This is a genomic window from Fibrobacter sp. UWB2 (assembly GCF_002210425.1).
In the GTDB taxonomy this organism is placed as follows: domain Bacteria; phylum Fibrobacterota; class Fibrobacteria; order Fibrobacterales; family Fibrobacteraceae; genus Fibrobacter; species Fibrobacter elongatus.
On the sequence record NZ_MWQK01000003.1, the window covers coordinates 207,448 to 220,594 of the forward strand.

General features: G+C 47.9%; 12 protein-coding genes. 3 read left to right on the top strand and 9 right to left on the bottom strand.

The window, feature by feature from the left end; translation table 11 throughout:
• Positions 1 to 304: 304 nt before the first annotated feature.
• On the bottom strand, positions 305 to 1,288 hold the full coding sequence (locus B7982_RS07010; RefSeq protein ID WP_014545931.1) for a MoxR family ATPase: 984 nt from the start codon (positions 1,286 to 1,288) through the stop codon (positions 305 to 307).
• A 94-nt stretch (positions 1,289 to 1,382) separates the two neighbouring features.
• On the opposite strand from B7982_RS07010, the gene B7982_RS07015 reads away from it, so the two are divergent.
• Positions 1,383 to 2,117: a hypothetical protein gene (locus B7982_RS07015; RefSeq protein ID WP_088660138.1), complete on the top strand. Its 735-nt coding sequence runs from the start codon at positions 1,383 to 1,385 to the stop codon at positions 2,115 to 2,117.
• Here the strand turns inward: B7982_RS07015 and B7982_RS07020 are convergent, their stop codons facing one another.
• The gene (locus tag B7982_RS07020; RefSeq protein ID WP_088660139.1) at positions 2,118 to 3,011 is read right to left on the bottom strand and encodes a hypothetical protein; all 894 of its coding nucleotides are present in this window, start codon (positions 3,009 to 3,011) and stop codon (positions 2,118 to 2,120) included.
• 109 nt (positions 3,012 to 3,120) lie between these two features.
• Positions 3,121 to 3,456 carry a TfoX/Sxy family protein gene (locus B7982_RS07025; protein ID WP_088660140.1) on the bottom strand — a complete coding sequence of 112 codons (336 nt, stop codon included), beginning with the start codon at positions 3,454 to 3,456 and terminating at the stop codon, positions 3,121 to 3,123.
• Between the two features lie 53 nt (positions 3,457 to 3,509).
• Between B7982_RS07025 and B7982_RS07030 the strand changes: the two genes are divergently transcribed.
• The gene (locus B7982_RS07030; protein ID WP_088660141.1) at positions 3,510 to 3,842 is read left to right on the top strand and encodes a multidrug efflux SMR transporter; all 333 of its coding nucleotides are present in this window, start codon (positions 3,510 to 3,512) and stop codon (positions 3,840 to 3,842) included.
• Positions 3,843 to 3,938: 96 nt separating this feature from the next.
• Complete coding sequence (locus B7982_RS07035) at positions 3,939 to 5,879, top strand: sodium/solute symporter (protein ID WP_088660142.1); 1,941 nt, start codon at positions 3,939 to 3,941, stop codon at positions 5,877 to 5,879.
• Between the two features lie 60 nt (positions 5,880 to 5,939).
• Here B7982_RS07035 and B7982_RS07040 read toward each other — a convergent pair whose 3' ends face one another.
• The 6 genes from B7982_RS07040 to B7982_RS07065 form a co-directional block, all read right to left on the bottom strand.
• Entirely contained in the window at positions 5,940 to 7,001 is a 1,062-nt protein-coding gene (locus B7982_RS07040; RefSeq protein ID WP_088660143.1) for an acyltransferase, read from the bottom strand.
• On the bottom strand, positions 7,001 to 8,080 hold the full coding sequence (locus B7982_RS07045) for a protein BatD (RefSeq protein ID WP_088660144.1): 1,080 nt from the start codon (positions 8,078 to 8,080) through the stop codon (positions 7,001 to 7,003). Before B7982_RS07045 ends, B7982_RS07040 begins: the two co-directional genes overlap by 1 nt.
• A 91-nt stretch (positions 8,081 to 8,171) precedes the next feature.
• Positions 8,172 to 9,617 (bottom strand): glycosyl hydrolase family 8, encoded by a 1,446-nt coding sequence (locus tag B7982_RS07050; RefSeq protein ID WP_088660145.1) that lies wholly within the window; start codon positions 9,615 to 9,617, stop codon positions 8,172 to 8,174.
• Between the two features lie 189 nt (positions 9,618 to 9,806).
• Positions 9,807 to 10,769: a T9SS type A sorting domain-containing protein gene (locus B7982_RS07055; protein WP_088660146.1), complete on the bottom strand. Its 963-nt coding sequence runs from the start codon at positions 10,767 to 10,769 to the stop codon at positions 9,807 to 9,809.
• 7 nt (positions 10,770 to 10,776) lie between these two features.
• A complete protein-coding gene (locus B7982_RS07060; protein ID WP_088660147.1) occupies positions 10,777 to 11,724 on the bottom strand; it encodes a T9SS type A sorting domain-containing protein in 948 nt (315 codons plus the stop codon).
• Between the two features lie 269 nt (positions 11,725 to 11,993).
• Positions 11,994 to 12,926, bottom strand: a complete 933-nt coding sequence (locus B7982_RS07065) for a T9SS type A sorting domain-containing protein (RefSeq protein WP_088660148.1) — start codon at positions 12,924 to 12,926, stop codon at positions 11,994 to 11,996.
• Positions 12,927 to 13,147 lie beyond the last annotated feature (221 nt).

A 13,147-nucleotide genomic window follows, 5' to 3' on the forward strand; every position in this document is an offset into this window, starting at 1 on the left:
TGCGTAGCCATCTACTTCCTATTGGGAATCGTCCTACTAGGCCTTTGGGGATATATGTACGACAAAGTAGACGCCTCAAAACTCAAGAACATTCCTAAAATTGACCTTTTCCATTATCTCTATGTTCCCATTAAATACCTACAGCAAAACTGGAAATCAGAGAAACGCAAAACAATTATTCTCTTTTTATTCTTCTTGATAATATTCGTCGGCGCCATAATTATTGAACTTCACGCCCATTAAAAAAGCACCCCCATCGGGGTGCATTTTTAACAAAGTCCACGACTCTCGCGAATACAGAAAATTACGGCACCTCAACAGAATCCAAAATCTTCTGCACGACGGTTTCGGCAGTGACTTCTTCCGCTTCAGCTTCGTAGCTCAGGATTACGCGGTGGCGGAGCACTTCCATCGCGACAGCCTTCACATCTTCCGGCGTCACGTAAGCGCGACCCTGGATAAACGCATGAGCCTTCGAAGCCTGGGCAAGACCGATAGAAGCACGCGGAGAAGCGCCCACTTCCACAAAGCCCACCAAGTCACTACGCTTGATGCTACCCGGATCACGCGTTGCCAAGACCAAGTTCACGATGTATTCGCGCACGCGTTCGTCCACATAAACCTGCTTCACGAGCTCGCGAGCCTTCAAGATATCTTCCTTCGTTGCAACAGCCTTCGGCTGGCGGAGTCCTGCACCCGAGACAGCATCGAGAATTTTCATTTCGTCGGCCTTGTTCGGGTAGCTCACCTTTACCTTCAACAGGAAACGGTCCACCTGAGCTTCCGGCAGCGGATACGTACCTTCCTGCTCAATCGGGTTCTGCGTGGCAAGCACCAAGAACGGTTCGTCCAGCTTGAACGTTTCATCGCCAATCGTGATGTGGCGTTCCTGCATAGCTTCGAGCAAAGCGCTCTGCACCTTTGACGGAGCACGGTTAATTTCATCAGCAAGCACAAGGTTCGTAAAGAGCGGCCCCTTGCGCGTTTCGAACTTTGCTTCGCGGGCGTTATAAATCGTCGTACCGAGCAAGTCTGCCGGCAGCAAATCAGGAGTAAACTGGATGCGCTTGAAGTCGAGCGAAACAGCATCGGCAAAAGCCTTCACCGCAGTCGTCTTGGCCAAGCCCGGAAGGCCTTCCAAAAGCACGTGGCCATCTGCCAAAATACCCGTCAGAATGCTTTCGACCATTGCCTTCTGACCAATCACCGTATCTTCAACTTCACGCAGCAAGTTCATGCAAAAAGAACTCTGCTGCTTCACCTTTTCCGAAAGTTCCTGAATATCCATTTATTTTACCTCTAAGATTTTACGCCCATTAAAATACAAATTTCGTCCCGAAAAAAGCAAACCCATCTTTTGTATATTACATTTATTGCGAAATATGGCTCAATTTACCGAAGAAGAACTCCAAATTTACAAGGCAAAAATCCGCAGGATGCCTCTGCCCAAGCTTCGTGACGAACTGCTTGATGTCATCAACGACCCCACGCCAGATCGTCCGAACATCGTCAAGACTCGCATCAGGATTCTCGAGAACCGAGAAAAAAGATACAACAACGTAAAGCGAAAAATCGCAGCCAAGCAGAAACAGCCCTTGCCCGACAAGGACGGATTCAAGCATTTTCTTTTTATCATTGCAGCCACATTCGCATACATCCTAATCGAAATACTCTTCTCTAGAGACGGATTTTCGCTTATCACAAAATTCAATCTCGGGCGATTCTTTGGCACAGTAAAATATTTCCCTACAATCGGCATTTTCGGATGGTATACCTATTACATTCCCTTTTTCAGAAGAAATGTATGGGACGAGAAAAAGCAATTTTTCAAGGACATTCCCGAATTTTGGCTCAGGAACTTTAAAATCGCCCTAAGCTTTGCGTCCTTCCTTTTCTTCTTCTCTCTAGAAATCTTTTCCACCAAGACATACAACGGCGTATTCTACTCCGGCAACGGACTCCCCGCATACATCATCGCCACCGGCTACCTCATTTCATCTACTTTGTACATCATCAACGTATTTTTCCCGATTATCAAAAAATTCCGCCCCAATTACGGAATAACATTAATCGCTTTCGCAGCCGCCCTCGAGCAAATCATCAGCAAGATTTTTTAACTAGTTTTCATTTTTTTGCAGTTCTTCGTACTCTTCCAAAGACTGCAGTTCTCTCGCCTTCCGTCTTTCTTCTGCCTCATTCCTTTCTTTTTCCATTCTTATCAGGAGCTCTTCTTCTTGTTTTTTCTCATTCGCACTTTTTTTACCCTTCATACCAACAGCGCTCAAAGTTACAGCAAACCGATTCTGTTTATTATCTAAATCTCTACCATAACGAAATTCCAAAGCAAGCATGACCCCTTCTAATTGATACGAAGCAAAGAATCCACCTCCTACCTCATAATAAAAAAGCGGATGCGGTTCAGGGAAAGAAAGCGCCATGAATCCCTCTTTTGATTCAGACAGATATCGTTCAACTCCATTTCTAGAAAAATGCTCCGTTAAGCCAATTTTCACCCTGGTTCCAAAAGGAATTTGTTGAATCAACATTGTTCCAAATGAAACGTCCTTCCAAAAATCATCCTTCACATAGTTACCCATATTAAAAGGAGAATAAATAGAGCTCCATGCAGAAAGACCAAAATATGGTGAAACAAATCCCAATTGCGCAAATGGCGTTACCGATTGAGCGCCCAAACCAATCGAAAAGATTTCTTTATTCCAAACAATAATTTCCGAAAAATCAAGTACCCACTCTGAATGGCTTTCGCTCATATCTTTGTGGTGATTGTAATGCTTATCATTATTATCTAAATCGCCGCCATACAGCGCAAGGCTCATATTTACAACAGCAGCATCTTTTTCGTAACTGTTCATGAATGCCGCAGCAGATGGCGGACGCATTATAGAACTGCCCCCCGCAAGCATCACCGTCACAAGCAAAACAAGTAAATGAGCCAACCGATTCATCACGTATAAAATAGCTTTAATTAAAAAAAATTCAACGTCGTCCATCGGCAAATTTCAGCTATTCATCAGACGTTTCATACAAGAAGGAGATCCCCGAACAAGTCGGGGAAGACAAGACGGAAAGAACCATTTTCCCAACGCCGGGAAAATGATATTACTTTTTCTTTTTCACAGCGGGCAATTCCGGGAGCATGGCGTCGAGCAAGCGCACAAGCAAGCCGTTGTCTGCAATTTGCTCTGCGGTGACACGAAGCATCGGCTTTGCACCATCGTAGGGCAACTGCAATTTTGCATTTGGGAGCATCGCTTTTGCGGCGGCCACAGGCTTCACCAACAAGCGGTCATCGTAAATTCCGCCGAAGATTTTTCCGTCGGCGTAAAGGATATACTCGCCCATCATCTTGCGGGTGGTCACGCGGAAACCTCCTTCAAGCAGCTTCCCATTGAACTGCTCCAAAACGTGGTCACGATACTTCTCTGAACTCGGCATGGATTCCTCTCATTTTTTTCACAATATAAAAATTTAATTTGTATATTACTCCTATGCTCAACTACGTATTCCTTATCCTCGCCATTTTTGCAGAAGCCGCCGGCACCACGTTCCTCAAGATGTCGGAACAATTCACCAAACTTATTCCTTCCATAGCCTCGCTTATCTGCTATGTCGCCTCGCTTTACCTGCTGAGTCTATGCCTGCGCACTATCCCCATCGGCATCGCGTACGCCACCTGGTCGGCACTGGGCATCGCCCTAATTACAATAAGCGGCATTTTCTTTTTCAAGCAGATGCCGGATTTGGGCGCCATTATCGGGCTCGTCCTGATTATTTCAGGCGTCGCCGTGTTGAATCTTTTCTCGAAAATGGACATCCACTAGCGATCAAGGCTTTTTTGCAAAAAAATGCACGGCAATCCTCTTTGCCGTTTTTTTTATTAGATTTCTTTTTAAGAAAGAGAAAATAACGGTAATAATATGGAAAAACAAAGCATCTGGGGAGCACTCGCCAACAACGGTTTTACATGCTGGGATTATGGAGTTTTCGCACTCTATATCATCATCCTTGTTATCATGGGCATTTTACTTTCGCGCGGTAAAAAGGAGACTTCCAAAGACTACTTCTTGGCGGGCGGATCGCTTACCTGGTGGGCCGTAGGCGCATCTCTCATTGCAGCAAACATCTCTGCCGAGCATTTTATCGGCATGTCAGGTACTGCATACAAGTCTGGAATCGCAATGGCCGCTTACGAGTTGATGGCAGCCGTAACACTGGTGGTATTGGCCAAGTTCATTTTGCCACTCATGATCCAAGACAAAGTTTTTACCATTCCGCAATTCTTGAGAAACCGCTACAACAAGGGCACTGGCCTCGCTTTCTCTATTTTCTGGCTGTTTCTCTACATATTTATCCAGATGACCTCCGTTTCGTGGCTTGGCGCATTGGCGACCAAGCAAATATTAGGGCTTCCCTCCCTCGAAGGTTCTATCCTCGGAATGAGCGTAGACTACACACTACTTGGAATCATATTTTTCTTGTTTTTGATTGCGGCCATCTACTCTATTTATAGAGGCCTCACATCTGTAGCATGGACTGATGTCATACAAGTTGTTTTCCTCATTGGCGGAGGTCTTATTACCACCTTCGCGGTGCTTTCGATTATCGCCGAAACCATTCCGGGTGTTGACGGAGCACTTTCTGCGCTTGGGCATATCAAGGATTACCTTGCCCAAGACGTCGCAGACAGGCACTTTAACCTTGTCGTATCGCGCAATCCCGAAGCCTTCCCTTCTATTTTAAACGACCCCTATTTCGACATTCCGGGCATTGTCGTGATTGTAGGGGGACTCTGGCTCACAAACCTTGGTTACTGGGGTTTCAACCAGTTCATTATCCAAAAGGGACTTGCCGCCAAATCCATTTCCGAAGCCAAGAAAGGCCTGGTTTTTGCGGCGTTTCTGAAAATTCTTATCCCGTTCATCGTATGTATCCCAGGCGTTTGCGCCTATTACGTCATGAACGCTCCCGAATGCGAAGCTCTCCGTGCAACTCTCGTAGGATCCATTACGCGTTCCGATGACGCATATCCGTTCCTGATTCGAAACTTCACTCCCATCATCATTAAGGGACTTTCTTTCGCTGCACTTTCTGCGGCCGTCATTTCCTCGCTTGCCTCCATGATAAACTCGACATCCACCATCTTTACAATGGACATTTACAGGCAATACATCAACAAGAACGCAAGCGAAAAAAAACTTGTTCACGTTGGCCGTCTAACAGCAGTTTGCGCAATGATTGCAGCCTTGGTAGCGGTGTACCCGATTGTAGGTAGCGCCGACCAGGCATTTTTAGTGATACAAGAATACTGTGGATTTGTTTACCCTGGAATCGTAGTCATTTTCAGCCTGGGACTTTTGTGGAAACGCGCTTCGGGGCGTGCCGCTGTGGTGACGGCTATCGCCACGTTCGTGTTGTCGACTATATTCAAGTTCACCTTGCCCGAGGTGCCATTCCTGTTACGTATGGGTTACGTATTTATGTGCTTAGCGGTTCTGTTCATCAGCATTTCGCTCACCGACAAAAACACCCGAGCAGCCGCTCCTCAGACAGAATCTCAAATAAGGGCACAAATGAAATGGAGCAAAATTCTCCTTGCAGCATCTTTGACCTGCTACATAACAGGCTGCGCATCCATGTTCTCTGAATACTGCCGCAATTATGGATTCGAGGCGATATTCTTCTTTGCAACCATGCTTCTCGTATCTTCGATTTACCTGAGATCAAACGCAAAAGACAAAGTCGAGGACATCAAATCTATGGGCATCGATCTAGCTGCGTTCCGTACAGACAAGTACTTCAATTACGGAGCATTGTGTATTATGGTAATCATTACCATTTTATACGCCTGTTTTTGGTAAAAACAAGCATAACAAATCAACAAAAGAAACCTTGAAACGGCTCTCCGGTAGAGCCGTACTTTACAATTTCTTTTTCAGCACCTTCGCACAGGGCTTTTCTACAAGTTCATATAACGCAATTGCCATAACCGCGCATAGCGCAACCGACACCGCAATTTGCAATACGTTGTTTTGAATATCGCAAGTAGCAAACAACCAATTTTCAATTTCGGTATTAAAAGTCTGCGCCAAGAAAAACGCATAACTCGCTGCACTTGCGTAGCGGAGCACTTTCGAATTCTGCAGCCGTGGCGACTTGAGGCTTGCCAGCGTCAAAATCATGCAAGCAAACAGCGGAATCACAATCCAGTCGTAAAGCATGTAATTGCCCACGAAAATATTCAATCGCACGGCAATTGAAACGCCCGCCACCAAAAGCAAAACTTCAACAAGCAAAGCTTTCCAAGTCGCAAGGATTTTCGCAATGCCATCGCGGATTGGCAACGAGCACAAAAGCACGCCAATGAAAAATTCCAGCCCACGGAAAAACGGGTTCGAATAAATCGAGTCCGTCTTGAACGTATGCACAACAAGTGGCGACCAGAACAAAATCGCCGAGCATATTGCAAGCGACATCCACTTCGTGCGAGTCGTCATCTGCTTTACGACTTCTTGCATCAGCGGGAACGCCAAGTACGCAAACAGCAGGCAAGAAATAAACCAAGTCCCGCCATTATGGCTCACCGGGAACAGCGTCGAAAACACACTTTGCAATCCCAAGATTTCAATCGGCAACAGCACTAGATTCTGGAACACCGATTTCTCTCCCAAGATCACGACGTACAACACCGCCACAACCAAGTACAAAGGAAATATCCCGAAAATGCGTTTCAGATAAAAGTTTTTGAGCGCAGGCGCCTGCACAAGCGATTTATCCTTGTACGTCAAGAACAGCACATAGCCCGAGAGCATAAAGAATGCCGTCATGAACACGGCGCCCATCGAGACAAATCCCGTCAACGGTCCAAAATTGCTTTCGTGATGGATATTGCAATGGAACAGCAATACCATCACAGCAGCTACAACGCGAAAGAGGTCCAGCCCCACCGCACGGTGTTGCATTTTGGACTTGTCGATAATCACTAATCTTCTTCCTTGATGCCCATGAGCGTCATGGCAAGTTTCCAGGTTTCCTTGTTCTCGAAGCTGTCACGCTTGCCGCCGCCGTAGCGGGCGTGCGCAAATTCCTCGAGCAGAGGTTTCCAGCCGTCCAGTTTGCCATCGGCCACAAGAGCATCTAGATTCACCGCGGAGGCGGCGGGCATTTTATCAGCGGGCATTCCCGCATCACTAGCATTCGCCGCAATTCCGCAAACACTCGCGCCAAATTGGTGCAGAGCATATTCCTTGCAGATTCCTTCAAGTTCCAAGAGCCATTCGCGGCTATCGGCAACCATCACGCGCTGCTTCAAGACGACCATCTTCTCGCGTAACGCATTCTCAAACGCATTCTTCGCGGCAGTCGCTGCACGCAAATGAGCACGCTTGCGCATGCGCCACAACGCCGCAAGCAGCACACAAACGCCAACGGCACCACCTGCAATAAACGGCATCACATTAAACGGCGCATCGACACGTATAGGCACGCTATCGCTACGCAAATCAAGCGACTGCCCCATCGGCGTCGGAATTTCAAAACGCATCGCGGGGATGTTCAAGTTGCCCGTATCCTGCATAACGAGCTTGTAGTTGAACGTAATCTGCGCCATTTCCTTGCCGTCTTTTACCGATCGGCTAGATTCCTGCGACACGCCCAGCTGCAAAATGCCCTTCGCATTTGCAGAACTTGTCGGCACCACGAGAATCGCACTCCCGTTTACACTCCACGAGACCGTCACCGGGAAGTGGATCGTATCGCCTACAGTCGCCGAAAGCGGCGCACTCGTTGCACTCCCTACGTTTCCAGCTGTAATCGTAATCCCGAGCTGTTCTGCCGTCGGGAGCGCAGGCATCCCCGCATCATTTTCCACGGAATCACCGTCAACAGCACCTGCATCCAAATCGCCCGGAGCATTCAAACTATCCGGTTCTATCGCAAGGACATTCGTCGAATCTTTTTTTGTTGCAACAAGCAACGAATCAGCATTTTTTTCTTGATTTTCAGCCTTGGCTTTTTTCGCCTTGACAGGCTTCGCGGCCTTAGTATTTGCGTTCTTTTTCATATTGAAGAATATACAAATTCCAATAAAAAAAAGTCGACCCCGCAACAACGTGCGGGGCGACAGATAAAGAGCGATTTAAGCTACGTCTTGATTATACACCAGCCGGGCGAACGAACAAGCCATTCAGCAAGGCGGAATACATCGTGAGCAAGATATCCGAGAAGTAGCTCTGCGTCGTAAGCGAAGGCACCTTTGCGTTCAAGCCCGTCGTGCAGGTAGAGAGCCATGTTGCATTGCCAGCAATGCCCGTAGCGCACCAAGCGCCATACCACTGCGACGGAACAACCGTATTGCTCGTGTAGTCGGCACCGACAGCCAAGTTCCAGGAGTAGTTGACGGCAAGGGCCATGTCATTCGGGTTGCCGCTAGCCTTCTTCGAAATGAAGGAGTTCAAAGTAGAAAGTACTGCGAGAGCGCGTGTATCCTGGTACCAGTAGTAGTCCCAAGCGATACGCCACGGGATACGCACAGATTCCTTGTTGAACTGCCAGTAGGTCGTATTTGCAGAACCGTTAGCAGGCTTGATTGCATTGCCAGCACCATCGCTCCAGTCCGGGAACACGCCCGTACCAGCGTTCTGGACCTGCTGCATGTAAGCATACATTGCATTCAAGACGCCAGTCCAGTTATGAGCAACGTCCACGATTGCAAAGAGACGGAGTGCCACCGGAGAGAAGTAGCTCAGGTTGTAAACCGGATTTGCGCCCTTCCACATATCTTCGTCACCAGAGTAGATGAGCAAGTTCGTCGGGTTCACTTCGGCATCCCAAATGGCATTGATCAAGCTCATAGCGTCTTGCAAGTACAAGGCGTTACCCGACTTGAAATACATAAGGATCAAAGCCGTCGCGATATCTTCATCGGCGTCTGTAGCACTGGAGTTATCGACTTCGGTCCAGTGGAACGACTGGGTGATCCACGGCATAAGCTTTCTGTTGGAATATTCCCTAAAAGCTCTGCTGTAATTCCACAAGCGGAGGAACGTGTCATCATCACCATTGAAGTAAGCCAAAAGCATACCGTAACCGATACCTTCCGACACCGTGCAAGCACGGGTCTTCATGTTCGGGACCGTAGTGGTGTTATCAGAGCAGTAGCTCTTGTAATAACCCGTCTGGCTAGACCAAACGACACGGCCCGCCGGCATATACACGGCCGGGAACACAACGTTAAATTCCGTTGCGAGGGTCGGGTACGTGATCATTTCCTGTTCTTCGGTCGTGAAGTGGAAGCTCTTCCACAATGCATAATGGTTCACTGCATATGCAGGATTTGCAGTCGTGGCGAGCGGAGCATAAGTTCCAGCCGGGGTCGGAGTCGGCGTTGCAGAACTTGCCGGAGCCGGTGCAGAAGAAGTCGGAGCCGGAGTAGAGCTCGTCGGGAGCGGAGTATAAACAGAAGAGGAGCTCAACGTCGGGTAGATAACCGCAGAGCTCGGGGTCGTATTCGGAGCGCTCGGTGCGGCATCGTCACCGCAGGCGCCAAAGAAAAATGCTGAGCCCACCAAAACAGGCAACAGGATTTTTTTGCAAACCATAAAAGCCTCTCATTAAATATCCCCAAAGCGGGGCTGGTAAATGCCAAAGTAATATATATAAATATAGCTTTTAAGGAAAGGCTGCAAGCAAAAATCAAGTTTACTTGTGAGCACAAACACGAACGAATTTTCTATTCAGAAAAAGGGTCGCTTGCGCGACCCTTATTAAAAGATTTTTTGAATTTTAAATCACCTCAACACGATTTTATCTACGAAGTTGGCGGACTTGCCGGTCACATGGACCATGTACACGCCCACATTGAGAGAAGAAAGGTCTAACGTAGAGCCTTTGTCAATGGCCCCCTTGGCAACCACTTGCCCCTGGATGTTCCTGACCTCGACCATAGCAGCCGAATTTACGCCGGAAATACCGAGATTACGCCCCAAGAGGGTCGCCTTGGCATTGGATGGTCCTCGAACGGAATTAATCGCATCAGGAAAAATAGGACCGCAACAGTCACAGGTGCTCGGGCAAGTTCCATCGTACGGGCCGATAGCGCAGATATTGAAGGCATAGTTACCAGAAGCAGCCTGAATCTTAAACTTCACCGAAACAAGCTGTTTTGCCGCTTCTTCACCTGTAATTTTCGTAGTCCCCTTGTACCAGGAGGGCTGTGTAAAGCTAGACCAAGGAATAACCTTATTTGCATGAGCACTAGCAGCCTTCGCAAGAGAAAACGACGGATTTGCATAACCAATTGTGGCATCAAAGTCTCCGAGACCGAGTTCAAGAGACGGAGCAGCAGCGGAAGTATAAGTAATGCAGAGGCCGCCCCAAGCAGAAGCATCACCTGGAACCGGATTACCAGAAGCGTCTTCACCAACGACGTTGAAACCAATACCGACGAACGGATTATAGGTCAAAATGCCTTTATCGAGGACCGCAGAACCACAGATACCACCGCAGTGTTCAATAACGGGGTCCATCGAACCGTCATAAGCATTATAGGAGTCGGACTCAACTGGCCATACAATCTTCGAAGTACCACCATCGTCATTGTCATTATAACTGTACCAATACCCATGAGTATTGGTTTCGTTACCGAGACCCGTTTGAATCTGCGGAGCATCGCCCAACCAAGTTTCAAACCCACCTGCGAATGCGGCAGAAATAGCAAGCAATGCCGAAGCGGCAAAAACCTTCTTGTTCATAATCACCCTACCTCAGCACGATTTTATCTACGAAATTGACAGACTTGCCGGTCACATGGACCATGTACACTCCCACATTGAGAGAAGAAAGGTCTAGCGTAGAGCCATTGTCAATGGAGCCCTTAACGACTACTTGACCTTGGATGTTCTTGACCTCGACCGTAGCAGCCGAATTTACGCCAAAAATACCGAGATTACGCCCCAAAAGGGTAGCCTTGGCCTTGGACGGCCTACGAACCGAGCTAATCTTATTACCGCTCGGGCAACGGCCTCCATCATACGGACCGATAGATTGAATATTAAAGTCATAGTTACCAGACGCAGCCTGAATCTTGAACTTTACCGAAACAAGCTTTTTAGCGGCTTCTTCACCTGAAATTTTAGTAGTTCCCTTGTACCAAGACGGCTGCGTAAAGCCAGACCATGGAATAACCTTATTTGCCTGAGCACTAGCAGCCCTCGGAAGAGAAAACGACGGATTTGCATAACCGATTGTGGCGTCAAAGTCGCCAAGGCCGAGTTCAAGAGACGGAGACGCAGCAGCAGTATAAGTAATGCAAAGACCGCCCCATGCAGAAGCATCACCAGCAACCGGAGTATCGTCCGCTAAAGAGGTTTCTCCAACCACGTTGAAACCGACACCGGCAAACGGATTATAGGTCAAAGCGCCTTTAGAAAGAGCTGCCGTACCACAGATACCGCCACAGTGTTCAATAACGGGGTCCAAGGCATCAGCAAATTGACTATTACCTATTTCGATCGACCCCGGCCATATAATCTTAGATTCTCCCCCATCCTCATGGTCGTCGTAACTGAACCAGTAACCTTGAGTTTTGGTTTCGTTTTCAAGGCCAGTCTGAATCTGATAATCATCGCCATACCAGGTTTTAAACTCACCTGCAAACGCGGCAGAGACCGACAAAAGCGCCGTAGCAGCCACAAAACTCTTATTCATAGAACACTCTCTCCTCACTCTATTGAATATAACATTTTATCAAACAAAAGAATAAGAAAATATGGATCCTATCGCCTTCGGCTCCAGGATGACAGGGGCGAAAATGGATCCTATCGCCAAATGCGATTCAAGAAATAATGGTTTCTATCGGCACTCCGTGCCTCCAGAATGACAGGCTCCAGGATGACAGGGGCGAAAATAGCAGTGCTTAAAATACAGAAAAGGGCCGCTTGCGCGACCCTTCTCTAAAGATTCTTAGGAATCCGAAATTACTTCAACACGATCTTGTTGGAGAAGTTGACGGACTTGCCAGCAACGCGAACCATGTAGACGCCTGCATCGAGAGCAGCGAGGTTCATGGAGGAGGAAGCGTCGCCCTTAGCAACAACCTGACCCTGGAGGTTCATGACTTCTGCAGTAGCGTTGGACTTAACACCAGAGAAGCTGAGGGTACGGCCAGAGAGGGTAGCCTTAGCAGAGGAAGCTGCACGGACAGAGTGAATAGCACCAGTGGGGCAAGTAGCCGGGCAGGTGCCACCAGCGTACGGACCGATAGCGCAGATGTTGAAGTCATAGTTACCAGCAGCAGCCTGGATCTTGAACTTAACAGCAACGAGCTGTGCAGCAGCGTCAGTACCGCTCATCTTTGTGGCACCCTTGTACCAAGACGGCTGAGCAAAGCCAGACCACGGAATGGACTTCGTTGCAGCAGCAGAAGCAGCCTTAGCGAGGGAAGCAGCCGGGTTTGCGTAACCGATGGTTGCGTCAACGTCGCCGAGACCGAGTTCAAGAGTCGGAGCAGCAGCGGAAGTATAAGTAATGCAGAGGCCACCCCAAGCAGAAGCGTCACCCGGCACCGGATCACCAGAAGCGCCTTCGCCGACGACGTTGAAGCCGATACCGACGAACGGGTTATAAGTCAAGGAACCCTTGGCAAGAGCTGCAGTACCGCAGATACCGTGGCAATGTTCAACAACCGGGTCCATAGCGGTAGCAGAGTATTCGTTACCGAGTTCAACCGGCCAAACAACCTTAGATTCACCACCGTCACCGTCGTCGCCGTAGCTGAACCAGTAACCGTAGGTGTTCGTGTCGTTACCAATGCCAGTTTCAACCTGCGGAGCATCGCCCAGCCAGGTGTCAAATGCAAAAGCAGCAGAGGCAGCGAGAATTGCCGAAGCAATTGTGAGTTTCTTATTCATAATTCTCTCTCTTTTTTTAACTGTTTACCCAAATTGGGTGATTTGGACAACAATATATTTTTTTTTCTTTCAAAATGCCATACCTACAGCCGTTTGAAAAAAAAATTTACATTACTGTTTACAAACCGCCCTTTCCTAGACAATATACAACTTTGGCGGCATCCAAAGTACATACAAATTTCTTTACAATTTACTTCTGTGTCGTTCATCACACGAAAACA

Excerpts from the sequence above, each read along its gene's own strand:
- B7982_RS07010 (WP_014545931.1), bottom strand. The coding sequence starts at position 1,288 with ATGGATATTCAGGAACTTTCGGAAAAGGTGAAGCAGCAGAGTTCTTTT.
- B7982_RS07015 (WP_088660138.1), top strand. The coding sequence starts at position 1,383 with ATGGCTCAATTTACCGAAGAAGAACTCCAAATTTACAAGGCAAAAATC.
- B7982_RS07020 (WP_088660139.1), bottom strand. The coding sequence starts at position 3,011 with ATGGACGACGTTGAATTTTTTTTAATTAAAGCTATTTTATACGTGATG.
- B7982_RS07025 (WP_088660140.1), bottom strand. The coding sequence starts at position 3,456 with ATGCCGAGTTCAGAGAAGTATCGTGACCACGTTTTGGAGCAGTTCAAT.
- B7982_RS07030 (WP_088660141.1), top strand. The coding sequence starts at position 3,510 with ATGCTCAACTACGTATTCCTTATCCTCGCCATTTTTGCAGAAGCCGCC.
- B7982_RS07035 (WP_088660142.1), top strand. The coding sequence starts at position 3,939 with ATGGAAAAACAAAGCATCTGGGGAGCACTCGCCAACAACGGTTTTACA.
- B7982_RS07045 (WP_088660144.1), bottom strand. The coding sequence starts at position 8,080 with ATGAAAAAGAACGCAAATACTAAGGCCGCGAAGCCTGTCAAGGCGAAA.
- B7982_RS07050 (WP_088660145.1), bottom strand. The coding sequence starts at position 9,617 with ATGGTTTGCAAAAAAATCCTGTTGCCTGTTTTGGTGGGCTCAGCATTT.
- B7982_RS07055 (WP_088660146.1), bottom strand. The coding sequence starts at position 10,769 with ATGAACAAGAAGGTTTTTGCCGCTTCGGCATTGCTTGCTATTTCTGCC.
- B7982_RS07060 (WP_088660147.1), bottom strand. The coding sequence starts at position 11,724 with ATGAATAAGAGTTTTGTGGCTGCTACGGCGCTTTTGTCGGTCTCTGCC.
- B7982_RS07065 (WP_088660148.1), bottom strand. The coding sequence starts at position 12,926 with ATGAATAAGAAACTCACAATTGCTTCGGCAATTCTCGCTGCCTCTGCT.